The following is a 22,796-nucleotide window of genomic DNA, read 5'->3' on the forward strand; positions in this document are numbered from 1 at the left end:
TCGGCCAGGACGCCTGATCGCTCGCGCGCCGCTTCGCCGCGCGCATCCCTACGCCGGCACGGCACGGGCTCCCTCCGCCGGGGGATGTGGCTGGCCCGGCGGTGGGAGTCGGTCACGTCGGCGCGTGGCGATGCTGAAGCACATCAGCCGGCGGGTCTCCAGGATGAGGAGCGACATGTTCAGGTCCAGTTTTCGTACGACGGTGTTGGTGGCGATTGCGGCCGTGGGGGTCGCGGCGTCGCCCGGTGTCGCGCAGGCCCGGCAGGCCGAGGCGGCAAGCGCGGCCACCGGGCGGTCGGTCGTCGCCGGGTTGGGGCATTTCGTGTACGACGAGCCCAACACGGTCGGGCACCGGATCTGGTTCGGCGTCTACGCAGTGGCGGCCGCCGACGGATCGGCGCGCGGCCAGTTCCTGTACCGGCACGAGCAGGCGGACGGCACGTTGGCAGCGCAGGGGCGAGCCGACGTGACGTGTCTGAAGGTCACCGGCAACGTCGCGCTGTTCACCGCGATCGTCCCGGAGGGCCAGGGCACTGCGAAGAACCATGGCTTCTACGTGAAGATCATCGACGGTGGAAGGGGGCCGGATCAGATCGTCGACGCGCAGGCGACGAACGGGACCGAACGGCCGCCCACCGGGTGCCTCGACCCCGAGACGGACCTTCCCCCGGGCTCACCATCGAGGTCCCGTTACCCGATTCTCGTTGGTGGATATGCCGTCCATGCCGCTGGGCAGAGCCGGGCGGGTGCCGAGGTGTCCCTTGCCGAGCGCCGGGATCGGCCGTGACCACGATGTGGCGTTGGTGGGCGTACTGGCCGGCGTGGTCCGGTTACGCGGCTGCGGCCTTCTCGCTGCTGTACGGCGGGTTGGGGCTGTACTGGTGGGCCGGTGGGGACGGGTTCCCGTTCGCGCCGATCGACGAGGACCACGCATCCGCGTCAATTCTGGAAGGCAGCCGCGTCGAGGTCGTCGCCCCGGTCATCGCCGCAGTCGGCCTGCTCGGCGCGGTCGTCGCGCTAGCGATGACACGACGCGCCCGACCTGGTCACCTGTCTACCGGGCTGGTTGTCTTCGGATGGGCAATGGCGGGCGGGCTGATCCTGGTCATCCCCGACTACACGCTGATCGCCCTGTTGGCGTTCGCGCCACTGCTGCTGGTCTTCGCCTTCACCGGCGTGCCGGGCGACCAGGCTGGTGTCGGTGACATTCTCTACTGGCACCGGACGAATCTGATCATCATCTTTGTCGGCGGCCTGCTGTGGGCCGCCGCCACCCTCGCCTACCGTCGGCGGGTCCGGGCCGCCTGTGCCCACTGCGGCCGCCGTCACGGGGCGGATGACGGGCTGTCCCGGCAGGCGCTGCTGCGGTGGGGCAGGTGGGCCGTCGTGGTCGCCTGTCTCGCCCCGCTGCCCTACGAGGTCACCAGGGTCGCCTGGGCCCTCGGCTTTCCGCTCGGCATCACTCCGGATTTCCTGCGGATGATGCAGGACACGCCGGGAATGCTTGCGGCCGGGCTCGGCTGCGCGGTCGCGTCGGCGGCGGGTGGCGTGCTCACCCATGGCCTGGTGGGCCGGTGGGGTGAGGTGTATCCCCGCTGGATCTGGTTCCGGGCCGGGAAACGAGTCCCGCCCGCCCTCGCCGTCGTCCCAGCATCGATCGTCTCGGTAACGATCATTCCGGCGGGGTTGATGTTTCTGTGGACGCCCGAACTCCGGGGCACCTGGGCCATCTACCTTCCGAGCCTCTTCTGGATCGCGTGGGGAGTTGGACTGGGCGTCGCCACCGTCGCCTACCACCTGCGTCGGCGGGGAGTCTGCCGCCGCTGCGGCCTGGGCCACGTCGGCGACGACCGGCCGGACGTTCTCCGTCTGGCGCAGCCTTCAGGCGACCGAGAACGTGACAGTGCCGGAGTAGGCGCCCGCGACGGCAGTCAGGGGAATTTGCACTGAGACGACGGGATCCCAGGTCGCCGAGTTGTTGCCGATGCCGTTCGTGAGGGTGAACGCGGTCCGTTCGACGTTGATGATCTCGGCGTCTCCGGCGGTGGGGTGTTCTGAGGTAAAGGTGCCGATCCCGCTGGTCGAGGTGGCTGGCCCCGACCAGTACGAGACGTTGGTATTGGAGATCGTGTGAACCGGGAGGCCGCTGGTGACGAAGTTCGTCGCGACGACGGTCGCGGTCCAGGTCGGGGCGGAGAGCAGGCGCTCGTCCGTCACCGTGACCGGCCCCAGGTTGCCCGACACGACTCCGCCGAGGTTGGCGCTGCCCAGGTCGGCTGTCTCCGGTGCGCTGATCGACAACTCCCCGGGCACCGCGCAGGTCGAGCGGGTGATCGTCGCGGTGTCCATGGTGACCGCTCCGTTGATCGCGAGCGTTCGGCCGTCGACCTCGAGCGCCGCGCCGACGGTGATCGAGGTGAAGGCCAGCAGGTTGCCCCGGAGTGTGGAGTTGGCGCCAAGCGTGGCGGAGCTGCCGACCTGCCAGAAGACGTTGCACGCCTGGGCACCGTTGGCCAGGTTCACCATGCTCGACGCGCCCGTGATGAGCGTGGTGGTGGTCTTGAAGATGAAGACGGCGTTCGGGTCGCCTTGCGCGTCGAGGGTCAGGTCGCCGGTGATGTCGAAGGTGCCCGCGACGGATTCGTACACGCCGGTGGTCTTGGTGGTTCCACCAAGTTGATCCGAGACGACTGCGGTGGTCGTTCGCGAGACGGCGTCGTTGTAGGCGATGGCCAGATCGCTCTGGCCTGCCACGGCGGAGGCGTCGTTGGCGTGCAGTGAGCCGTTCAACTGGCCGGGAGGAAAGCCGGTCACCGCGGTGCCGGGGCTCACGCCGATGTCACCGTTGACCTCGCTGAGTCCGGTGCTGGTGATGGTCGTGCCGGCGAGGACCGCGAAGTTGGCGGCGGCGCCCAGCGGCACCGGCAGCTCGGCCGCGCTCGCGCTGCGCGGGGCGGCCACGACGGCCAGGATGGTGATCGCGCCAACCAGGGTCAGGGCGGAAGCCACCCGGGACATCCCGGTGATCTTGCGGGATGGGCCCGTGCTGCCAAAGATCGCCATGTTTCCTCGGGGACGCTCGACGGTTGAAAGCCTCTTAAGTGCCCATATTGGCATGCCATGCCACAAAACGGACTTGATCCGTCATTGTTCAAGAAGCTCCGTCACCCCGTCGAGCAGCCGCTCCAGGCCAAACTCGAAGAGGCTGTCGACGTTGAGGTCGATCTCCGCCCGAGACAGTCGCGCCAGGTGCGGAAACTCGCCAGCGGCGAGCAGCCCGCCCAACACCTCGGCGTGGGCCGCCATCCACTCGTCGTCGGTCAGGCCGGTGTCCTGCTCCGCCTCAGCTCCCTGCTGCAGATTCACCGCAGTGCCGCGTACGTGGTTGGCCAGCACCGCCACCAGGTGCAGCAGCTTGTGTTCGTCCAGCCCGTGCCCGGCGAGAGCGCGCAGAGCCCATTCGGTGTGCGCGACGGCGTGCGGTGCCATCAGCGGGCGGGTCACCGAGATCACCTGGGCGAGCCAGGGGTGCCGCCGGTAGATCGACCACTGGAGCCGGCAGAGCAGCTCCAGTTGTGCGCGCCACCCGACGGGGAGCGTGCGGGGCAGGCGATGGGCTGCGAAAGCGGCATCCGCCATCAGCAGCAGAAGCTGATCCTTGCCCCGGACCTGGCGGTACAGCGACATGGTGGGCACATCCAGTTCGGTGGCGATACGCCGCATGCTCAGCCCCGGTAACCCCTCGGCGTCGGCGATCTCGGTGGCGGTCCGCACCACCTGGTCGCGGGTCACCCCCCGGGCGGGCCGCGGACGCCCATCGACCCGGGCGCCCCGACCGGCCGGCGTCGACTCGGGACCGACCACCACCATCCCCACCCCGGGTACCGCCCGGACCAACCCCTCCTGTCGGAGCAGGGTGAGTGCCCGACTGGCGGTCGCCATGGCGACCCCCCACTGCCGGACGATCTGGCGGGTGGACGGCACCCGGTCGCCGGGGCTCAACTCGCCCGCCGTGATGCGCCGCCGCAACTCCCCGACGATGCGCAGATAGGGCGGAGTCGACTCGTCCATCTCGGTCACGGTGGCCCTCCCGCAGGTCGGAAGCGACCGTAGCGCACTAGAGCGCCTCGTCGATGCTCACGCGTCTCGCTGCTTGGCGTACTAGAGCTCCGTGGCCGAGCGGGCGACAGCTCGGCATGCTCGCCACCACACGGCGCGTACGCCGTACCGGCTTTGACGAATGGGGAGAGTCATGACCTGGATCCCGTACCCCCGGTGGGTTGTCGCGATGGGCGCGGTCGCGCTCCTCGCGCCGGCGCTGGCCGTCGGCCCGGCCGCGGCGGCCGACGACCGGCGGAGCGCGGCCGTCGTCCGAACCGACCAGGGCGCGGTACGCGGCACCGTCTCGGCAAACCACCTGTCGTTTCAGGGCATCCCGTACGCGCGTCCGCCGGTGGGCGCGCTGCGCTGGGCCCCGCCGCAGCCGGGCCCGGTCTGGACCGGCGTCCGCGACGCGACCCGACCGGGTGCCGCCTGCGCCCAGCTGCAGGGGCTACCCATGGACCGCCCCTCGGCATCCGAGGACTGCCTCCACCTGAACGTCACGACCCCGCGCACCGCCGCGCGCACGCCCCGACCGGTCATGGTGTGGCTGCACGGCGGGGACTTCCGGTTCGGCAGGGCAGACGTGTACGGCGGGCCGCGGCTGGCGGTCGACGGCGACGTCATCGTCGTCACGGTGAACTACCGGCTCGGCGCGCTCGGGTTCCTGGCCCATCCGGCACTCGCCGGCCCCGACGGGATCACCGGCAACTTCGGGTTGCAGGATCAGCAGGCCGCACTGCGCTGGGTACGGCGCAACGCGGCCGCCTTCGGCGGCGACCCGGGCAACGTCACCCTGTTCGGCCAGTCCGCCGGGGCGACCAGCGTCTGCGCGCAGCTCGCCGCGCCAGCCTCCGCCGGTCTGTTCCACCGCGCGATCCTGCAGAGCAACTCGTGCGCGAACCCGATCCAGACGCGGGCCGAGGCGGCCGGGGCAGCCGAGGAGTTCGCCAGCAGGATCGGCTGCACCGACCCGGGTACGGTCGCCGCCTGCCTGCGCGGGCGTGACCCCGCCCGGCTGATCGAGACGGTCGGCTATCCGGGCACCGGTGTCGACCTCGGCCCGGTCGTCGACGGCCGTACGTTGCCGGTGGACCCGGCAGACGCCCTGGTCACCGGTCGGCTGCACCCGGTCCCGGTGCTGACCGGGATGAACCGGGACGAGTCCCGGCTCGTGGTGTGGGGCATGGAACACGCTGGGCTGAACTGCCCAGAACCGTCGTCCGGACCGTCGTCGCCCGCGCCCGCGTCGTGCCCGCTCACCGACGACCAGTACCGGGACCAGGTACGCGCCATGTTCGGTGATCGGGCGGAGGAGGTGCTGGCCCGCTATCGGGACGACAAGCAGTTCGCCAGCGAGACGTTGGGTGCCGTGCTGACCGACCACGACTACGCCGAGCCGATCTACTCCGCCGCGTTGGCCTTCGCCCGGCGGGTGCCGACGTTCATGTACGAGTTCGCTGAGCAGGCTGCGCCGTTCTTCACCGCGGGGCCCGAGCCGACCTTCCCCGTCGGGGCGTACCACTGCGCCGAACTGCCGTACCTGTTCACGGTCGACTACGCCGAGGCGCTCACCTCGACTCAGCGGCGGCTCTCCAGCGACATGGTCCGGACCTGGAGCGACTTCGCCCGGACGGGTCGGGCGGGCTGGCCCCGGTTGCGCGCTGATGCCCCGTACGTGCGGGTGTTCGCTGACCGACCGGGTACGACGGACTTCGCGGCCGCCCACTCGTATGACTTCTGGCGGTCGTTGCACTGATGTTGTGGCCTGGCCGGGTGTGACGGGTGGGCCCTACTGCGCCGGTCAGCACGGGCCCGCCCCTTCGTCGAAGAGGCGGCGGGCCCAGTCGGCGTACCCGGCGATGGTCTTTCGGACCGTGCGCCCGTCGTGCAGGAAGAGGTACGCGCGGTCGCCGCTGCGGGCGAGTAACCCATCGAGGCGATGTGTCCCCTGTGGAGCGCGCAGCCGAGTGACCTGCGGATAGCGGGCCCACACCTGCTCGACGGGTGAGCCCGCCGTGATGCCCTCCGGTGTCCGCATCGGGTCACCGACCCAGAGCAGCACCAGTTTGTCCTCCACGAAGACCGGGCTGACCGCGTCGTGGCCGGCGAGCACCGGCCCGCAGGCATCCAGATCGGTGAGCAGGATGCCGCGTCGGGTCAGCTCGTCCTCGGTGGCACCGAACTCGATGTTGCTGAGGCCGTTCAGGTCGATGATCTCCACGCTGCCGGCGGGCCGGCCGTCCGGGATCGGGCCGGTCGGTGGTACCCCGCTGCCGGCGATCGAGGCAGCCGTCATCAGCGTGGCAATAAACGCGAATTGTCGCAATTTCATGGAATCCCCCAGTCCCCAACGCAACGAGGGCGTTCAGGTTGCTGTCGGTCGCCGTATTTCTGAAGGATGACCGCTCCGGCCGAGGGAGTTGCCCGGACGATCGGTGCGGATCGCCCGGGCGTTTCCACGTGTGTCAGGGCAGCGTACGGATTCGCAGGGTCACCATCTCCGGCTCGGCCAACTGGTCGGTGACCGCGTAAATCTTGTTACCGGCCACGGCCAGCGCGCCGTTGACCAGATTGTGCGCCCACGTTTCCTGGTTCGGCAGGTGCCCGAAGTCGTACGTGGACACTGGCGTCGTGCCACCCGGCGCGAAGACCCAGACGTCCTTGTCGTACGACGAGTTGGTGCCGGCGACGACGAGGCCGTCGGGCCGGATCGCCACGGCGTTCGGGTACGCCACGGTCGGATACCGGTGCACCTCGACGAGGTCGGACGTGCGCAGGACCGGGTGGTAGTAGGGCGCACCCGAGGGAACGATCACCTCGGTCCCGTCCGGGGTGATCGCCAACTGCTTGACCGAACCACCGTCGGTCCGACTGATCGCCCGCTGGACGAGCCCCGTCGCGGTGGCCTCGAAGCGGACCAGCAGGGCGGGGCTGGTGCCCGTCGCGCCGGCGATAACCATGTCCGGTTGGGCGGGCGAGGTGGCCAGCAACATCGCTGAGGTGATCCGCTCGTCGATGGCTTCGACGCCGTACACGTCGAACTTGCCCGTCGCGAGGTCGACCCGGCCGATGCCGGCCGTCGACTCGCTCTCGCACCCCCAGGAGACCCAGAGTTGGCCGGCCGCGAAGGCCAGGTCCTTCGGGCAGGTCATGGTCCCGTCGGTCTTGCCGGCGAACTGCCCGTCCAGCTCCCAGGTGTCCAGGTCGACGATCCTGAGCCAGTCCTGATCGCCGGCGGCGATGTAGAGCTTGCTGCCGTCGGGGCTCAGCACCATCCCGGCGGCACCTGGCGCGATGCCCGAAAGGGTGCGCAGGACGCTACCGTTCAGGTCGGTGACGATCAGGCCGTCGGTGCCCTTCCCCCCGGTGATGTAGACCCGGTCGCGCGCCTCGTCCACCAGGATGTCGCCGAAGCGGAAGCCGGTCGTGTACCCCGGGATGGGGATCTGCACGTTCACGTCGGTGCTCGGTGGCGAGGTGCTGGTTGTCGGCGTCGGCGTTGGGCCGGCGGTCGGGCTGGACGTCGGCGAAGGGGTCGGCCGAGGGGGCTTCCCAGGGCGCGCAGACTTGGACTCCCTGTCGACCTTCGACCGGCTGCTGTCGGCGACCAACTGTGCCTGCGCGACGTTGCCGCTGGCGGCCCCGTCGTCGCCCGGCGTGGCGGTACGCGCCGCGGCGGTGCCCGCACCGGCAGCCAGGAGCGCGAACACAGCAGCCCCCGCCATCCAGAATCGTGGGCGCCGTCCCATGCGTGTTGCTCGGCTCATCGTTCCCCGTTCGTGAATCCGATAGGTGCTCCGGGCGAGCCTCGGGATCATGGCCCGCCGAGGAGAAGGCGGCGGGGAGGGGCGCAAGCGTTACGCGGGCTCGTCATGGTCGCCTTCGCCACCGCGCCGGGCCGAGACAACTCGGGCCGTCAGCGGTCTTGCTCCCACTGCTCGACCAGCTCGTCCCAGTAGTCGGCGCTGAGTCGACGCCGCCCGTGCGCCAGCCAGCCGTCGGTGTTCCGCTCCAGGTGCAATCCCAGTTCGGCGAACGGGTCGATCCACGTGCCGGGTTCGACGCCGAGCCGAGTGAGCGCAGAGTTGATCGGCCACTGCTCGCGCGGCGTATCCAACTCGTCGTCGAACCGTGGCCCCCAGGACAGCGCCCCGCCCAACCACACCGCCGCCGACTGGTAGCCGACGCCACCACCGAACTCGGCCTCCAGGTAGGCCACCGGCCCCGACTGCGACCAGCGGGCCAGCAACTCGACAAGCGTCGGCGACAACACCAGGCCGAATGGGTGCTCGGCGCTCCGGTCGTCGGTCGCGAAATCCGGCAGCGACCCGGTCAACTCCACCACCAACTGCGGGGTGATCGGCAGCAACGCGAAGTCCTGGCGCAGCTCACCGAGGACCGCATGATCCAAGTCGGCGGTCTGCTCGCGGAACAGCTCAGCGTCCGCGACCACCGCGCTGAGCTGGTAACTCATCGACCCTCCGCCGTCCACAGCCTGTGGATAGAACATGTGTACGACGGGTTCAGGGGTCCGCCCGCCTCGGACGTTACCCGCCGTCCCCACCCCCGCGCCGGCCTCGCGCCGACCCCCGCGCCGGCCTCGCGATCTTGCACTTGCTGACGCTTCTTCCGGTGGAGTGCCCTGATTCGTCCGGACAGTAAGTGCGAGATCGGCGAGTTGTTGAGGTGGAGGTGGAGGTGGCGAGTGTCGTTAGGCGCTGTGGGTGAGGTGGGTGACGAACAGGCGCCAGGACCTCGGCGCGAAGGTGAGCGCCGGGCCGGTCGGGTCCTTCGAATCCCGTACGCCGATGACGCCGGGCAGATTGTCGGCGACCTCGACACACGCGCCGCCGTTGCCGCTGCTGCGGCTGCTCTTGCGCCACCGGGCGCCGTGCAGCTCCATGACTCCGCCGCCGTTCAGCTCCATGACTCCGCCGCTTCCGTGATGAGATCGACTGACTGCCAGTGGGACAGCGCCTCTCCGCGCACGTTCTCCCACGCCGCCATCATGGCCGCGATGTCATCCGGGTCGCTAGCCACTTGTCCCTGGAGCTGGTTGTCGAGATAGCCGGCGACCCGGTGGTCGTGACTGTGCGCGATCACGAACGGCCCGTTGAGGCCGGCGTAGGCACCGACCGTGCTGGGCACGACGTGCACCCGGATGTGCGGCTCGGCGCAGGCCGTCACCACGGCCAGCAGTTGCTCGCGCATGGTCGACCGGCCGCCGACCGGGCGACGGAGGATCGCCTCGTCGATGACCGCCGTGAACTGCGGCGGATCGTCACGCTTGAGCACGCCCTGCCGGCCGAGCCGGACCGTGAGGTGTCGGTCGATGTCGTCGCGGGGGATCAGGCCCGCGCCGGTCAGCACCGCACGCGCGTACGCCTCGGTCTGGAGCAACCCCGGCAGAACGGTTGACTCGAACCAGCGAAGCGACACCGCCTCCCGCTCGATCTCCTGCCAAGGACGGAACCAGATGGGGTCACGACGTCTTGAAGTGTCCGGCCAGATGTCCGACACGTCCTTATGGAGGGCCTCCGCTGCCGCCAGGCGGTGCCGAGGATGCGGGATGCGCCCCTCGGTCAACCAGCGCCCCACGGTCTTCGGGTCGACGCCGACGGTCTCGGCGAGGGATTCGGTGGTGTGCCCGGTATCGCTGAGCGCCACCCGCAGCGCGTCGTTCACGGCCCCTCCATCGGATGTCTCGAATATCTGAGGACCATATCGCTACGCGGTGTACCTGTCCGGTGACTCGCCCGAGGGTGGTTCACAGAAGGCGGCGCGGCCGGTGGAGGCGCAGGAGCCCGGCGGTCGGCGTCAGCTCGGGTGCCGCCCCGACGGGGAGGCGGGGCGGCACCCCTCCAACCCGAAGGAGTCCCGCCCATGTCCCGCCGCCGCCACCGAGATCACCTGCCGACCCGCCCCACCTGGCGCTGCGCGGCGTGCGGCATCGCCTGGCCCTGCTCGGCAGCGAAGCTGCGGTTGCTCGGCGAGTACCGGCACGACCGGCTGGCATTGACCGTCTACCTGGCGACGCTCCAGGCCGAGGCCGGCGAACAACTCACCGAGGTCGACCCGGCCCGGCTGACCGAACGCTTCCTCTCCTGGGCCCGCGCCCGCGGCTGAGCGGTGGATAGGGCAGCCGGCCGACGCTGTAGTGGGGAGCGCTGCCCGGGTACAACGTCTCGTCCCACTGCCACGCCGCCTCAGTCACGACGTCGATCAGACCACAGGGCAGCGCAGCGGGTGAGTTATGCCGTCTCAGTTGGACAGTCGTACGGGTCGGCTCATGTTAACCTCGCGCGGCCGCTGATCGACCGGAGTGGGACGGCAAGGTGGTGTTCGGCAAATGAGCAGATATCACCGGGCCAGCGGCGACGTGATTCGCTGGCCGGACAGCCCCGACGCTCGGGGAGCGCTTGAGAAGTGGTTGGCCGACTCTGCGCCCACGGCGTACCTGTCGGGTGATTTTCTTGATTTTCGCGGCGCTGATCTCAGCCGCCTTGACCTGGCCGGGGCCTATCTCGCCAATGCCCGGCTGGCCGGTGTGCGATTCGCGGGGGCCAACCTTGGCGACGCCAACCTGGCCAACGCCGAGTTGCGGGGCGCGGACTTCTCCTTCGCTGATCTGGCCAAGGCGGAATTGGTCGGCTGTTCGGCCGGCAAGGCGCGGTTTCACTCGGCTCGGCTGTTCTCGGCGCAACTCGACGACGCCGTTCTGGAAGGGGCCGATCTCAGCCACGCGATCCTCAATTCCGCCACGCTTTACCGGACCGATCTGCGTGGCGCCAACCTTGGATTCGCGAGCCTGCGCTGGTGCACGCTCGGCGGCGCGAGCATGCCCGCGGTGCTGAGTGGCGCGCGGATGTTCGGCTGCCAGTTCGAGGGCGCGAAGGGGGCCGTCGTCGGCCCGGTCTTCGTCGACGAGGAGGCGACCCGGTCCCTCGGCGGCGGCGAACTCGAAGCGTGGCTCTCGGCGCAGGGCGCGGAGAGCGTCCAGGTGGTGGGCTGAGGCCGTCGCGCAGACGACTCAGGGCCGGTCCCCGTGGGGCCGGCCCTGTCGTTGGTGCTGCTCAGACGAGCGGAGGATACGAGATTCGAACTCGTGAGGGTGTAAACCCAACACGCTTTCCAAGCGTGCGCCCTAGGCCTCTAGGCGAATCCTCCGCGAGCCAGAATACAGGCCCGCGTCGGCCGGGCCACCCCACCACCCCCTGAAGATCGACGGGCGGTCGGGTAGGCTTGGCGGCACCTCCCGTGCGGCGGTATCTCGTGAACCTCCCCAGGGCCGGAAGGCAGCAAGGATAAGCGAGCTCTGCCGGGTGCACGGGAGGCCTTTTCGTTTCCGGGGCCCTCGATCCACTCCAGGTCGCCGATGTGGGGCTTTCCCGGGCCGTGGATGCCGCCATGTCGCCGACATGGAGTCGATCAAGCCGGTCAAACGGGCCAAACGGGCCGCAACCACGGTGCGCGGCGGGGTGGGTGGTCACCCGCGCCCGACCGGCGCAGAATGGCTCGGTCGAGAGGAGGCGGGACGAGTGACGCTGGCGCTCTACCGCAAGTACCGGCCGCGTACCTTCGCTGAGGTCATCGGTCAGGAGCACGTGACCGAGCCGCTGAAGCAGGCGCTGCGCAGCGGACGGCTCAACCACGCCTACCTCTTCTCCGGCCCGCGCGGCTGCGGCAAGACCACCAGCGCCCGGATCATGGCCCGCTCGCTCAACTGTGAGCAGGGCCCCACCCCCGAGCCGTGCGGCAAGTGTGCGTCCTGCCGCTCGCTGGCCGCCGACGGTGCCGGCTCCATCGACGTGATCGAGATCGACGCGGCCAGCCACGGCGGTGTCGACGACGCCCGCGAGCTGCGCGAGCGTGCCTTCTTCGCGCCGGCCAACAGCCGATTCAAGATCTACATCATCGACGAGGCGCACATGGTCTCGACCCAGGGCTTCAACGCCCTGCTCAAGCTGGTCGAGGAGCCTCCGGAGTACGTCAAGTTCATCTTCGCCACCACCGAACCGGAGAAGGTCCTCGGCACAATCCGGTCGCGGACCCACCACTACCCGTTCCGGCTGTTTCCGCCGAAGGTGGTCCGCCCGTACCTGGAGCAGCTCACCCAGGCCGAGGGCGTCGCCGTCGAGCCGGCGGTCTTTCCGCTGGTGGTGCGCGCCGGTGGCGGCAGCATGCGGGACAGCCTCTCCGTGCTCGACCAGCTCATCGCCGGCGCCGGCGCGGAGGGGGTCAGCTACGCCCGGGCCGTCGCCCTGCTCGGGGTCACCGACTCGGCGCTGATCGACGAGATGTGCGACGCGCTGGCCGCCGGTGACGGCGCCGCCGCGTACGCCACCGTCGACCGGGTCGCCGAGGCCGGGCACGACATGCGCCGGTTCGCCTCCGACCTGCTGGAACGGCTGCGCGACCTGATCGTGATCCAGCAGGTGCCGGACGCCGCCGCGAAGGGTCTGATCGACGGCCCCGCCGACCAGATCGAGCGGATGGCCGCCCAGGCTTCGCAGCTCGGCTCGGCCACGCTCTCCCGCTGCGCCGACATCGTGCACAACGGGCTGGTGGAGATGCGCGGCACCACCGCGCCCCGCCTGCTGCTGGAGCTGATCTGCGCCCGGATGCTGCTGCCCGGCGCGGACGACTCCACCCGTGGCCTGCTCCAGCGCCTGGAACGGATGGAACGCCGGCTCACCCTGAGCGGCACCGACGCGCCGTCGGCCGCCGCCGGCTCCGCTCCAGCCACCCACCCGGGAGTACGCCCACAGCCAGGCACCCCGGTCCCGGCTGCCGCCACCCCGGCACCCGTCAACGCCCCGACCTCCGCACCGCCATGGGCGGTCGACCCGGCAGCGTCCCCGACCCGCAGCGCTGCGGCCTCGGGCGCTCCCACGTCGGCTGCTCCGGTCTCCGGAGCACCGGCTTCGCACGCTCCGATTTCGGGAGCACCGGCTTCGCACGCTCCCGTCTCGGGCGCACCGGCTTCGCACGCTCCGACCTCCGGAGCGTTGGCCTCGGACATCTCGGCCGCCGACTCGCCGATCCCGGCGTCACCCGGAGCGTCGACCGTCGCCGCGTCGGCACCGGAGGATCGGTTCGCACCCGGCTCGCCCGCCGGGCCGGGCACCGGCTCGCCGACTCCACGTCGCGTGGTGCCGCCGTCGGCGGTGCTTCCCGACCCGGCCACGCCGGAGCCGCCTCGTCCGGGTGCGCCGGCCGCGGCGCTGGACGCGGTCGCGGTTCGTCGCGTCTGGCCCGACGTGGTCGGCAAGGTCAACCGAACCAACAAGCGGATCGCCGCCCTGATGCGCGACGCCGTGGTACGTGAGCTTGACGGCGACATGCTGGTGCTGACGGTGAAGTCCACCGTGCTGGCCAAGATGATGGCCGATCACGCGGCAGTGCTCACCGACGCGCTCTACGAGGAGTTGGGTGGGCGCTGGCAGATCCGCTGCGAGGTGGCTGGCGAGCGCGGTGGCGTGTCGCTGTCCGGCCCACAGCGCTCGCCATCCGCCGCGCCGGCCCGCCCCGCTTCCGCGCCGGACGGGCCGACCTCCCCGACGAGCGCGCCGAACCCGACTGCCGGCCCCGCCGCGTCGAACGTGAATGCCGCTGCCGGCTCGATGAGCGCGCCGAACCCGACTGCCGTCTCCGCCGCGTCGAACATGAATGCCGCTGCCGGCCCGACCGACGCGCGGCCGGCCGCAGCGCATCCGACCGGCGGTGCCGGCCAGGGTGCCCGTGCTGGTCTGCCGGGCGGAGCGGATGCGCGCGGCGGAAACGGCTCCGGTGACCACGGTGCGGGCCGGCAGGGTGGAACGCCGCCCACCGCACCTGCTGATGACGAGGACGACTGGCCGGAGGCGGCCCGTCCCGGCGGTGGCGCCCCCACTGCCGAGGCGACCGATGACGAGGACTGGCCGGAGGCCGCCCGTCCGGGTGGCGCGTCGGCCGGAAACGACGCGAGCCCGGCCGGCGGCCCCGGCTCGGCATCCACCTCAACCGGCGCGCACGGCCTCGGCGCGAACGGCGGCAACGCGCACGGCACGAGCGCGCACGGCACGAGCGCGAACGGCACGAGCGCGAACGGTGGGAGCGCCAACGGCGGTAACGGGAACGGCACCAGGGCGACCGGCGGCAGCACCAACGGCGGTAACGGGAACGGCACCGGATCGGGCGGTTCAGGTGGCCCCGGCCCGGCGGCCGGGGGCGGTAACCCTGGCGTGCGGGGCAACCCGACACCGGCGGCCCGGCAGCCGGCGTCAGCCGGTGGTGCGCCGGTGAGCAGCGCAATCGCCGCAGCTCGCGCGGCGGCGGCGGGGCGTGGTGCGCGTACCGGAGCGGCGGCCCGGCCCATCGCGGACGCCGAATGGGCCGGCGAGCCGCCCTACGACCCGGACTTCGATGGCCCCTCGCGGGGTGGTCGGCCGGGTGGCGCGGCGGCAGCGGCGGCACCGGTCTACGAGGGGTTCGACCCGGGCGACGAGCCGTTGGACGAGGTCATCGACGAGAAGACCGCCCGGGAGTCCAGTGAGGAGCAGGCGGTACGACTGCTCCGGGAAACCTTCGGAGCCGAGAAGATCAACGAGGTCGACGCCCGCTAACGTTCGCCGATCATGGAGTTGTGGTCGGTGACGGAAACTGGGGCGGGGACTTGGGCTGGGGTTTCGGCTAGCAGAACTCCCAGGCAGCAGGCCCAGAGCGGGAAGGGGAGCACGGCTACCCGTTCCATACCGCCGACTCCGATCCCGACGCCCTGCTGGGCGAAGAACAGCACGGTCCCGGTGAGGGCGATGAACCCGGCGGTGAGGGTGAGCGGTCGCCAGCGGCCGAGCGTCGTGGTGCGTGGCGCGAGGCCGGCGAGGAACAGGCCGACGTTGCCCAGCCCCATGATCAGGAATGCGCCGAGGACGTGCAGGTTCTCGTCGATGTCGGCCGGGTAGAGGGCGGCCAGGGCGTACCCGCCGGTGGCCAGCAGCAGGAGGGTCTGGGCCGAGCGCACCACCGCGCCGCGACCGAGGATCCGCCAGGTCAGCAGGAGCCCGGTGGCGAGCAGCACGGCGGTGGCCAGTGTTGCGGCGTTCATCAACGGGTGCCAGGGCGAGCAGACGTAGCGGGGTCGACTGCTGTCCCAGATGACGCAGCGGGCGTTGCCGAGGTCGCTGATGTTGTGGATGGCCCAGCTGTAGGTCGGCTCGCGCCACCGCAGGCCGGTGACCAGGCTGGCGACGAGGAAGATCGGTGCGGCCGCGACCCAGCACAGAGCGCCGACCCGGCCGGTGCCGTTGAGATTCATACCTTTGAGCACACCAGGGCGACGGCTCTCGGCGCACTACCAGCAGATGGTCGGTTCGGGGTAGGGGTAGCCGTACCCGGAAGGCTCGGCGTGGGCGACGCACCGGGCGGGGTGGGGTCGGTCCCAACGGATAGGCTGGGCGGCGGTCGAGCAGACGAGTGCGAGAAGGAGCCATCCGTGCGCCCAGGTGGACAGCCGAACATGCAGCAGATGCTGAAGCAGGCGCAGAAGATGCAGCAGCAGATCGCCGCCGCTCAGGCCGAGTTGGCCGAGGCCGAGCTGACCGGCACGGCCGGCGGTGGCCTGGTCACCGCGACCGTCTCCGGTGCCGGTGAGCTCAAGGCCATCAAGATCGACCCGAAGGCCGTCGACCCGGACGACGTGGAGACGCTGGAAGACCTGGTCGTGGCGGCCATGCACAACGCCGCCGAGGCGGCACGGGAGCTGACCGAGCGCAAGATGGGCCCGGTCGCCGGTGGCATGGGCGGCCTCGGCCTGCCCGGTTTCTGAGCCGGCAGATGTACGAAGGTGCCATTCAGGATCTGATCGACGAGCTGGGCCGGCTGCCGGGCGTGGGCCCGAAGAGCGCTCAGCGGATCGCGTTCCACGTCCTGTCGGCGGATCCTGCCGACGTCAACCGGCTGGCCGGCGCGCTGCGCAAGGTCAAGGAGCTGGTGCGGTTCTGCACGACCTGCTACAACGTGGCCGAGTCCGAGCAGTGCCGGATCTGCCGCGACCCGCGCCGTACCGACGAGGTGCTCTGCGTGGTGGAGGAGCCCAAGGACGTGGTGGCCATCGAGCGGACCGGTGAGTTCCGCGGTCGCTACCACGTGCTGGGTGGCGCGATCAATCCGCTGGAGGGGATCGGCCCGGACAGTCTGCGCATCCGGGAGCTGATGATCCGGCTCGGCGGCGGCGGGGTTCGGGAGCTGATCCTGGCCACCGACCCGAACACCGAGGGTGAGGCGACCGCCACCTACCTGGCGCTGATGGTGAAGCCGATGGGGATCTCGGTGACCCGGCTGGCCAGCGGGCTGCCGGTCGGCGGCGACCTGGAGTACGCCGACGAGATCACCCTCGGCCGGGCCTTCGAGGGTCGCCGGGCCGTCTGAGTCGTACCCCCGGGGGTGGTGCCGTCACCGACGGTGCCACCCCCGTTGTGGTGCCCGGTGCCGAGTGGATCGGTGTGTCGCTCCATGTGCTCACCGTGCCGTCGCCTGTCAGACCCCGGCGGAAGGTGTCGGCTTGGTAGCGATTGCCTGACGCCCGTTCCGCTTCGCGTGTGACATGTCATAGCCTCCCGCACACGGACCGAGCCACAGCTCGGCGTGGTCATGCGCATGACAGAGGTGAGAGATGCAGGCGAGAAGGCTTAAAACGGCCGTGGCCATCGCGGCCGTTGCCGCTCTGGCGGTCGGCGCGGCCGGCTGCGCGAAGAGCGAGCGCGACGGCGACAGTGGCGAGGCCAAGACTGGCGGCACCTTCATCTTCGCGGGTGCCGGTGACCCGAAGAACTTCGATCCGATCTTCAACGATGACGGTGAGTCGTTCCGGCCGGTCCGGCAGATGTTCGACACCCTGGTGACCCACAAGCCGGGCACCGCGGACCTGCAGGGTGGCCTGGCCGAGACCTGGGAGCACGACCCGGAGGGCAAGGTCTGGACGTTCAAGCTCCGCCAGGGCGTGAAGTTCCACGACGGTACGCCGTTCAACGCCGCCGCGGTCTGCTTCAACTTCGACCGCTGGTACAACATGAAGGGCGCTGCCGCCCAGTCCCAGATGATCTACTACATGGACACCTTCGGCGGGTTCGCCAAGAACGAGGCCGAGGGCGCCGGCGAGTCGATCTACAACAAGTGCGAGGCCAAGGACGACGGAACCGCCGTCCTGACCCTGAACAAGTACAAGGGCGCCTTCCCCGGCGCCTTCGCGCTGACCTCGCTGTCGATCGCGAGCCCCGAGGCGCTCAAGAAGTACGACGCCAACACGGTCACGCAGAACGGTGACTCGTTCTCGTACAGCGCGTTCGCCAACGAGCACCCGGTCGGCACCGGTCCGTTCACCTTCGGTGGGTGGGACAAGGCCAAGAACGAGATCACCCTGAACCGGAACCCGGACTACTACGGCGAGAAGGCCAAGGTAGACAAGATGATCATCAAGATCATCAAGGACGAGAGCACCCGCAAGCAGGAGCTCCGTGCCGGCACCGTCCAGGGCATCGACTTCCCGGCCCCGGCCGACCGCAAGGCGCTCGAGGGTGAGGGCTTCCAGGTCGTCAACCGCCCGGCGTTCAACATCCTCTACCTGGGCCTCAACCAGAAGAACCCGAAGCTCAAGGACCTGCGGGTGCGCCAGGCGATCGCCTACGCGCTCAACCGCCAGCAGTTGGTGCAGACCAAGGGCCCGGGTGGCGCCAAGGTCGCCGACGAGTTCCAGCCGGACACCGTGCTCGGCTACGCCCCGGACGTGCAGAAGTACGAGTACAACCCGGACAAGGCCAAGCAGCTCCTCAAGGATGCCGGCGCCGAGGGTCTGACGCTGAACTTCTACTACCCGCCGGACGTCACCCGGCCGTACATGCCGAACCCGCAGGAGATCTTCACCGTCCTCGCCAACGACCTGCAGGCCGTCGGCATCAAGGTCAACGGTGTGCCTCGCCCGTGGAACGGTGGCTTCAAGGACGACGTGCAGCAGTTCGGCAAGCACGACCTGCACATCCTCGGCTGGACCGGTGACTACAACGACCCGGGCAACTTCGTCGGCACGTTCTTCGGCCGCGCCAAGGCCGAGTTCGGCGACCAGTCGATGACCGAGATGTTCGACGCCATCGCCAAGGCCGACGGCACCGTCGACGACGCCGGCAAGAAGGCGGCCTGGGAGCAGGTCAACCGGGACATCGCCGCCAAGTGGCTGCCGGCCGTGCCGCTCTGGCACGCCCCGCCGGCCATCGTCGTCACCAAGGACGTCAAGGGTCTGGTTGCCAGCCCGTTGACCGACGAGCGGTTCAACACGGTCAGCATCAGCAAGTGACGTTCATCGGCTGACGCCGTAGGCGTGATCGGCCCGGGTCGGGGGCTCCTCCCGGCCCGGGCCGATTCCGCGATCATCGAGAGTCTGGTGTGTGAGAGATGTTGCGAGTCATAGTTCGCCGCCTGCTGCAGTTGGTGGTGACCCTCATAGCGCTGTCGGCGCTGATCTTCATCTGGCTGCGGAACCTGCCCGGAGGCCCGGTCGAGGCGCTGCTCGGCGAGCGGGCCACGCCCGAGCGCCGCGCCCTGCTGACCAAGGCGCTCGGCTACGACCAGCCGATCCTGGTGCAGTACGGCAAGTTCATGCAGCGGGTGGTGACCGGCGACTTCGGCAACTCGATCCGGACCGGTGACCCGGTCACCGAGGTCATCAGCCGCGCGTTCCCGGCCACCATCGAGTTGGCGCTCGCCGCGATGATCATCGCGGTCGGCCTCGGGGTGCCGCTCGGCTACCTCGCCGCGCGTTGGCGCGGACGCTCGCTGGACAACCTCACCATCGCCGGCACCCTGCTCGGCATCTCGATCCCGATCTTCTTCCTGGGCTACCTGCTCAAGGACGTCTTCACGCAGAACATCCACTGGTTCCCGCCGTCCGGGCGGCTCACCACCGGACTGGACAACACCAATGTCACCGGGTTCTTCGTGCTCGACGGCCTGCTCACCCGGGAGTTCGACGCCAGCGCCGACGCGCTGTGGCATCTGATCCTGCCGGCGATCACGCTCGCCACCATCCCGCTGGCGGTGATCGTGCGGATCACCCGGGCCAGCGTGCTCGACGTGCTGAACGAGGACTACGTGCGGACCGCCGAGGCGAAGGGCCTGCGGCACCGCACCATCCGTGGCCGGCACATCCTGCGCAACGCGCTGCTGCCGGTGGTCACGACCATCGGTCTGCAGACCGGCGCGCTGCTCTCCGGCGCGGTGCTTACCGAGAAGGTCTACAACTGGGGCGGTATCGGCACGCTGATCACCGACTCGATCAGCGGCGGCCGGGACTACCCGGTGCTCCAGGCGATCATCCTGCTCGCCGCGCTGGTCTTCGTTGTGGTCAACCTGCTGGTCGACCTCTCCTACGCCTTCATCGACCCGAGGGTGCGTGTGCGATGAGTGACCCCACCACCCAGGCCGGCACGCCGGCTCCCCGCAGCGGGGACGACAAGCCCCGCCCCGGCATGAGCGAGCGCAGCATCGGCGTGCTCGGCGACCGCAAGAAGGCACGGCTCGACGAGCTGGCCCGGGCGAGCGCCGCCGACCGCGGCGGGGTCAGCCTCGTCCGCGACGCCGCACGCCGGCTGCGGCGCAACCCGGTCGCCATCATCGGAGCCGCCATCGTGGGGCTGTTCGTCCTGGTGGCGATCTTCGCTCCGCTGATCGCCCCACACGATCCGGTGCAGCGCTTCGACGAGTTGACGAAGAACCTCACCGTCGACACGATCCCGGGGGCCAGCGGCGAATTCCCGCTCGGCTCCGATCCGCTCGGCCGGGACTTCCTGTCCCGCATGATCTACGGTGCCCGGCAGACGCTCTTCGTCGGCGTGCTCGCCACCCTCATCGGTCTCGCGCTCGGCGTGCTGATCGGTGCGATCGCCGGTGCCTTCGGCGGCTGGGTCGACGTGGTCCTGATGCGACTCACCGACGTGATGCTGGCCCTGCCCAGCCTGTTGCTCGCGATCACCCTGGTCGCGATGGCCAGCCGGTCGAGCCAGTGGACGGTCATCTTCGCGGTGGCCATCGTGAGCGTGCCGATCTTCGCCCGGCTGCTGCGCGGCTCGATGCTGGCCCAGCGGGAGAGCGACCACGTGCTCGCCGCCCGCGCGCTCGGCGTCAAGGAGCGCAACATCGTGCTGCGGCACATGCTGCCCAACTCGCTGACCGCGGTGATCGTGCAGGCCACCCTGACCTTCGCGGTGGCCATTCTGGACGCTGCGGCGCTCTCCTTCCTGGGCCTCGGCGACCCGGACATCAACCGGGCCGAGTGGGGCCTGATGCTCGGCGTGGACGGTCAGCGCTATTTCGAGGTCCGCCCGGAGTTGGCGTACTACCCGGCGCTCGCGATCATCGTGGTCGCGCTCGGCTTCACCCTGCTTGGTGAGGCGATGCGTGAGGCGATCGACCCGAAGAACCGGCGGTGACGACGGTGAGCGCCAGCAGCACGGCCGGCACCCGCCTCGGGCGAGCGCGAGGAGTGAGCTTGCGAGCCACACAGTCGCGAGCGAAGGACCAAAGCAGTGAGGAAGTGACCCGATGAGCCTGCTCGACGTCCGTGACCTGAGCGTCGTGTTCCAGCGGCGCGGCGAGCGGCCCTTCACCGCCGTGGACAAGGTCAGCTTTACGGTGGAGCCGGGGCAGACGGTTGGCCTGGTCGGCGAGTCCGGCTGCGGTAAGAGCGTGACCAGCCTGGCCATCATGGGCCTGCTGCCCAAGCGCGGCAACAAGGTCACCGGGGAAGTGCTCTTCGAGGGCACCGACCTGCTGAAGCTGCGGCCGGACGACATGCGCGACCGACGCGGTCGGGAGATCAGCATGATCTTCCAGGACCCGCTCTCCTCGCTGAACCCCGTCATCCCGATCGGGATCCAGGTCGCCGAGGTGTTGGAGCGCCACCAGGGCCGGGACCGCAAGCAGGCGCTGCGCGAATCGCGGGAACTGCTCGACGCGGTCGGAATCCCCGACCCGCAGCGGCGACTCACGGAGTATCCGCACCAGATCTCCGGCGGAATGCGCCAGCGCGCGCTGATCGCCATCGCGCTCGCCTGCAAGCCGCGACTGCTGATCGCCGATGAGCCGACCACCGCGCTCGACGTGACCATCCAGGCGCAGATCCTCACCCTGCTCAAGCAGTTGGTCGACGAGACCGGCACCGCGCTCGTCATGATCACGCACGATCTGGGCGTGGTGGCCGGGCTCTGCGACACCGTGAACGTGCTCTACGGCGGCAAGGTGGTCGAGCGGGAGCGACGGCATGAACTGTTCGCGCACGCCCGGCACCCGTACACGCACGGGCTGCTCAACTCGGTGCCCCGACTGGACTCGCCGCGCGGTGAGCGGCTGCACGCGATCCGCGGGTCGGTCGCCGACAACATCCCGTGGGTCGAGGGGTGCGCGTTCGCGCCGCGCTGCGACAACGTCGTGGACGCGTGCCTGGAAGGGCCTCCGCCGCTCGAACCCACCGCCACCGGCGGCGACCTCCGCTGCAACAACCCCGTCTCCGAGGAGGTGGCGGTCCGATGACCGAACAGACCGAACCCCTGATCGAGCTGCGCGACGTCAAGGTCCACTTTCCGATCAAGAGCGGCCTGCTCTTCGACCGCACCGTCGGGTACGTCTACGCGGTGGACGGCGTGTCGCTGAGCATCCGCAAGGGCGAGACGTACGGCCTGGTCGGTGAGTCGGGCTGCGGCAAGTCGACGCTCGGTCGTGGCCTGCTGCGGCTCGTCGAGCCGACCGAGGGCGAGATCATCTTCGACGGCACCGACGTCCGCTCGCTGAAGGGCGAGGCGATGCGGCGTGCCCGCCGCCGGATGCAGATGATCTTCCAGGACCCGCTCTCCAGCCTCGATCCGCGGCAGTCGGTGGAGTCGCTGCTGGTGGAGGGGCTCAAGGCGCACGGGCTGGCCGACGACAAGGCCGAGACGAACCGGCGGCTGCGCGAGACGCTGGAGGCGGTCGGCCTCCCCGCGTCGTCCCTGAGCAAATACCCGCACGAGTTCTCCGGCGGCCAGCGGCAGCGGATCGGCATCGCCCGGGCGCTGGTGCTCAACCCGGACCTGATCGTCGCCGACGAGCCGGTCTCCGCGCTGGACGTGTCCATCCAGGCCCAGGTGCTCAACCTGCTGGAGGACCTGCAGAACGAGCGCGGTCTGACGTACCTGATCATCGCCCACGACCTGGCAGTGGTCCGGCACATCGCCGACACGGTGGGTGTCATGTACCTCGGCGGGCTGGTGGAGGAGGCGTCCAGCGACGACCTCTACCGCGAGCCGATGCACCCGTACACCCGAGCGCTGATGTCCGCGGTGCCGGTGCCCGATCCGCTCGTCGAGGACCGCCGGGAGAGGATTCTGCTCGCCGGCGACCTGCCCTCACCGACGAACCCGCCGTCGGGCTGCCGGTTCCACACCCGGTGCCCGTGGGCGCAGCCGACCCGGTGCGCCGACGAGCGGCCGCAACTGCGCGACGTGGTCGGCGGGCATCGGGTGGCCTGCCACTTCGCCGAGGACATCGCTTCCGGCAAGATCCGGCCGCACGAGGTCGAGGTGGAACTGGTCCGCCCGACCGACGGCACCGGCCCGGTCGACCCGCCGGGCGAGCTGATCCCGACCCCGTGACGCCGCCAGGGGCCGTCCCACACCGGGCGGCCCCTGGCC

At 70.1% G+C, this 22,796-nt stretch carries 21 protein-coding genes, 1 tRNA gene and 1 other RNA gene; 14 read left to right on the forward strand and 9 right to left on the reverse strand.

Annotated features, from left to right (window positions below; translation table 11 throughout):
- The first annotated feature begins 175 nt into the window (after positions 1–175).
- Both C7C45_RS11550 and C7C45_RS11555 read left to right on the forward strand, forming a co-directional pair.
- Positions 176–787: a hypothetical protein gene (locus C7C45_RS11550; RefSeq protein ID WP_146247307.1), complete on the forward strand. Its 612-nt coding sequence runs from the start codon at positions 176–178 to the stop codon at positions 785–787.
- Positions 788–792: 5 nt separating this feature from the next.
- Positions 793–1,950: an NYN domain-containing protein gene (locus tag C7C45_RS11555; protein ID WP_244200353.1), complete on the forward strand. Its 1,158-nt coding sequence runs from the start codon at positions 793–795 to the stop codon at positions 1,948–1,950.
- On the opposite strand, the gene C7C45_RS11560 is transcribed toward C7C45_RS11555, so the two are convergent.
- Both C7C45_RS11560 and C7C45_RS11565 read right to left on the reverse strand, forming a co-directional pair.
- Entirely contained in the window at positions 1,882–3,129 is a 1,248-nt protein-coding gene (locus C7C45_RS11560; protein ID WP_208641133.1) for an ice-binding family protein, read from the reverse strand. The genes C7C45_RS11555 and C7C45_RS11560 overlap by 69 nt on opposite strands.
- Before the next feature lie 15 nt (positions 3,130–3,144).
- Positions 3,145–4,071: a TetR/AcrR family transcriptional regulator C-terminal domain-containing protein gene (locus C7C45_RS11565; RefSeq protein WP_167454708.1), complete on the reverse strand. Its 927-nt coding sequence runs from the start codon at positions 4,069–4,071 to the stop codon at positions 3,145–3,147.
- Positions 4,072–4,252: 181 nt separating this feature from the next.
- Between C7C45_RS11565 and C7C45_RS11570 the strand changes: the two genes are divergently transcribed.
- Positions 4,253–5,860 carry a carboxylesterase/lipase family protein gene (locus C7C45_RS11570; RefSeq protein ID WP_110563632.1) on the forward strand — a complete coding sequence of 536 codons (1,608 nt, stop codon included), beginning with the start codon at positions 4,253–4,255 and terminating at the stop codon, positions 5,858–5,860.
- A gap of 45 nt (positions 5,861–5,905) precedes the next feature.
- Here the strand turns inward: C7C45_RS11570 and C7C45_RS11575 are convergent, their stop codons facing one another.
- From C7C45_RS11575 to C7C45_RS11595, 5 genes are all read right to left on the reverse strand, one after another.
- Positions 5,906–6,400 (reverse strand): hypothetical protein, encoded by a 495-nt coding sequence (locus C7C45_RS11575; protein ID WP_208641145.1) that lies wholly within the window; start codon positions 6,398–6,400, stop codon positions 5,906–5,908.
- A 169-nt stretch (positions 6,401–6,569) separates the two neighbouring features.
- On the reverse strand, positions 6,570–7,829 hold the full coding sequence (locus C7C45_RS11580) for a YncE family protein (protein ID WP_146247308.1): 1,260 nt from the start codon (positions 7,827–7,829) through the stop codon (positions 6,570–6,572).
- Between the two features lie 191 nt (positions 7,830–8,020).
- Positions 8,021–8,578, reverse strand: coding sequence for a hypothetical protein (locus tag C7C45_RS11585; RefSeq protein WP_110563635.1), 558 nt, complete (start codon positions 8,576–8,578; stop codon positions 8,021–8,023).
- A 237-nt stretch (positions 8,579–8,815) separates the two neighbouring features.
- A complete protein-coding gene (locus C7C45_RS11590; protein WP_110563830.1) occupies positions 8,816–9,007 on the reverse strand; it encodes a DUF397 domain-containing protein in 192 nt (63 codons plus the stop codon).
- A 14-nt stretch (positions 9,008–9,021) separates the two neighbouring features.
- Positions 9,022–9,789: a helix-turn-helix domain-containing protein gene (locus tag C7C45_RS11595; protein ID WP_110563636.1), complete on the reverse strand. Its 768-nt coding sequence runs from the start codon at positions 9,787–9,789 to the stop codon at positions 9,022–9,024.
- A gap of 198 nt (positions 9,790–9,987) precedes the next feature.
- Between C7C45_RS11595 and C7C45_RS11600 the strand changes: the two genes are divergently transcribed.
- The gene (locus C7C45_RS11600) at positions 9,988–10,230 is read left to right on the forward strand and encodes a flavin reductase (RefSeq protein WP_110563637.1); all 243 of its coding nucleotides are present in this window, start codon (positions 9,988–9,990) and stop codon (positions 10,228–10,230) included.
- A 223-nt stretch (positions 10,231–10,453) separates the two neighbouring features.
- Positions 10,454–11,116, forward strand: coding sequence for a pentapeptide repeat-containing protein (locus C7C45_RS11605; protein ID WP_110563638.1), 663 nt, complete (start codon positions 10,454–10,456; stop codon positions 11,114–11,116).
- Positions 11,117–11,186: 70 nt separating this feature from the next.
- Here C7C45_RS11605 and C7C45_RS11610 read toward each other — a convergent pair.
- Positions 11,187–11,271, reverse strand: a tRNA-Ser gene (locus C7C45_RS11610).
- A gap of 82 nt (positions 11,272–11,353) precedes the next feature.
- On the opposite strand from C7C45_RS11610, the gene ffs reads away from it, so the two are divergent.
- Together ffs and C7C45_RS11620 are read left to right on the forward strand one after the other, a co-directional pair.
- Positions 11,354–11,443: signal recognition particle sRNA small type (gene ffs / locus C7C45_RS11615), an RNA gene on the forward strand.
- A gap of 199 nt (positions 11,444–11,642) precedes the next feature.
- Complete coding sequence (locus C7C45_RS11620; protein WP_110563831.1) at positions 11,643–14,708, forward strand: DNA polymerase III subunit gamma and tau; 3,066 nt, start codon at positions 11,643–11,645, stop codon at positions 14,706–14,708.
- Here C7C45_RS11620 and C7C45_RS11625 read toward each other — a convergent pair.
- Positions 14,705–15,400 carry a DUF998 domain-containing protein gene (locus C7C45_RS11625; protein ID WP_110563639.1) on the reverse strand — a complete coding sequence of 232 codons (696 nt, stop codon included), beginning with the start codon at positions 15,398–15,400 and terminating at the stop codon, positions 14,705–14,707. The two genes, C7C45_RS11620 and C7C45_RS11625, sit on opposite strands and share 4 nt — an antisense overlap.
- 201 nt (positions 15,401–15,601) lie before the next feature.
- Between C7C45_RS11625 and C7C45_RS11630 the strand changes: the two genes are divergently transcribed.
- From C7C45_RS11630 to C7C45_RS11660, 7 genes are all read left to right on the forward strand, one after another.
- A complete protein-coding gene (locus tag C7C45_RS11630; RefSeq protein ID WP_221310504.1) occupies positions 15,602–15,910 on the forward strand; it encodes a YbaB/EbfC family nucleoid-associated protein in 309 nt (102 codons plus the stop codon).
- Between the two features lie 8 nt (positions 15,911–15,918).
- Positions 15,919–16,512: a recombination mediator RecR gene (gene recR, locus C7C45_RS11635; protein WP_110563641.1), complete on the forward strand. Its 594-nt coding sequence runs from the start codon at positions 15,919–15,921 to the stop codon at positions 16,510–16,512.
- 244 nt (positions 16,513–16,756) lie between these two features.
- Positions 16,757–18,430 (forward strand): ABC transporter substrate-binding protein, encoded by a 1,674-nt coding sequence (locus C7C45_RS11640; RefSeq protein ID WP_110563642.1) that lies wholly within the window; start codon positions 16,757–16,759, stop codon positions 18,428–18,430.
- A gap of 98 nt (positions 18,431–18,528) precedes the next feature.
- The gene (locus C7C45_RS11645) at positions 18,529–19,536 is read left to right on the forward strand and encodes an ABC transporter permease (protein ID WP_110563643.1); all 1,008 of its coding nucleotides are present in this window, start codon (positions 18,529–18,531) and stop codon (positions 19,534–19,536) included.
- A 65-nt stretch (positions 19,537–19,601) separates the two neighbouring features.
- Positions 19,602–20,561 (forward strand): ABC transporter permease, encoded by a 960-nt coding sequence (locus tag C7C45_RS11650; protein ID WP_208641146.1) that lies wholly within the window; start codon positions 19,602–19,604, stop codon positions 20,559–20,561.
- 112 nt (positions 20,562–20,673) lie between these two features.
- Complete coding sequence (locus C7C45_RS11655) at positions 20,674–21,660, forward strand: ABC transporter ATP-binding protein (protein ID WP_110563644.1); 987 nt, start codon at positions 20,674–20,676, stop codon at positions 21,658–21,660.
- Positions 21,657–22,757 (forward strand): ABC transporter ATP-binding protein, encoded by a 1,101-nt coding sequence (locus tag C7C45_RS11660; RefSeq protein WP_110563645.1) that lies wholly within the window; start codon positions 21,657–21,659, stop codon positions 22,755–22,757. Before C7C45_RS11655 ends, C7C45_RS11660 begins: the two co-directional genes overlap by 4 nt.
- The last annotated feature ends 39 nt before the right edge of the window (positions 22,758–22,796 follow it).

Origin of the sequence: Micromonospora arborensis (assembly GCF_003205615.1) — a bacterium.
Classification (GTDB): domain Bacteria; phylum Actinomycetota; class Actinomycetes; order Mycobacteriales; family Micromonosporaceae; genus Micromonospora; species Micromonospora arborensis.

Bases quoted from the DNA above. Each gene is read 5' to 3' on its own strand.
- C7C45_RS11585 (WP_110563635.1), bottom strand. From the start codon at position 8,578: ATGAGTTACCAGCTCAGCGCGGTGGTCGCGGACGCTGAGCTGTTCCGC.
- C7C45_RS11590 (WP_110563830.1), bottom strand. From the start codon at position 9,007: ATGGAGCTGCACGGCGCCCGGTGGCGCAAGAGCAGCCGCAGCAGCGGC.
- C7C45_RS11555 (WP_244200353.1), top strand. From the start codon at position 793: ATGTGGCGTTGGTGGGCGTACTGGCCGGCGTGGTCCGGTTACGCGGCT.
- C7C45_RS11660 (WP_110563645.1), top strand. From the start codon at position 21,657: ATGACCGAACAGACCGAACCCCTGATCGAGCTGCGCGACGTCAAGGTC.
- C7C45_RS11640 (WP_110563642.1), top strand. From the start codon at position 16,757: ATGCAGGCGAGAAGGCTTAAAACGGCCGTGGCCATCGCGGCCGTTGCC.
- C7C45_RS11565 (WP_167454708.1), bottom strand. From the start codon at position 4,071: ATGGACGAGTCGACTCCGCCCTATCTGCGCATCGTCGGGGAGTTGCGG.
- C7C45_RS11605 (WP_110563638.1), top strand. From the start codon at position 10,454: ATGAGCAGATATCACCGGGCCAGCGGCGACGTGATTCGCTGGCCGGAC.
- C7C45_RS11625 (WP_110563639.1), bottom strand. From the start codon at position 15,400: ATGAATCTCAACGGCACCGGCCGGGTCGGCGCTCTGTGCTGGGTCGCG.
- C7C45_RS11655 (WP_110563644.1), top strand. From the start codon at position 20,674: ATGAGCCTGCTCGACGTCCGTGACCTGAGCGTCGTGTTCCAGCGGCGC.
- C7C45_RS11580 (WP_146247308.1), bottom strand. From the start codon at position 7,829: ATGGCGGGGGCTGCTGTGTTCGCGCTCCTGGCTGCCGGTGCGGGCACC.
- C7C45_RS11575 (WP_208641145.1), bottom strand. From the start codon at position 6,400: ATGACGGCTGCCTCGATCGCCGGCAGCGGGGTACCACCGACCGGCCCG.
- C7C45_RS11570 (WP_110563632.1), top strand. From the start codon at position 4,253: ATGACCTGGATCCCGTACCCCCGGTGGGTTGTCGCGATGGGCGCGGTC.
- C7C45_RS11550 (WP_146247307.1), top strand. From the start codon at position 176: ATGTTCAGGTCCAGTTTTCGTACGACGGTGTTGGTGGCGATTGCGGCC.
- C7C45_RS11650 (WP_208641146.1), top strand. From the start codon at position 19,602: ATGAGCGAGCGCAGCATCGGCGTGCTCGGCGACCGCAAGAAGGCACGG.
- recR (WP_110563641.1), top strand. From the start codon at position 15,919: ATGTACGAAGGTGCCATTCAGGATCTGATCGACGAGCTGGGCCGGCTG.
- C7C45_RS11645 (WP_110563643.1), top strand. From the start codon at position 18,529: ATGTTGCGAGTCATAGTTCGCCGCCTGCTGCAGTTGGTGGTGACCCTC.
- C7C45_RS11600 (WP_110563637.1), top strand. From the start codon at position 9,988: ATGTCCCGCCGCCGCCACCGAGATCACCTGCCGACCCGCCCCACCTGG.
- C7C45_RS11630 (WP_221310504.1), top strand. From the start codon at position 15,602: ATGCAGCAGATGCTGAAGCAGGCGCAGAAGATGCAGCAGCAGATCGCC.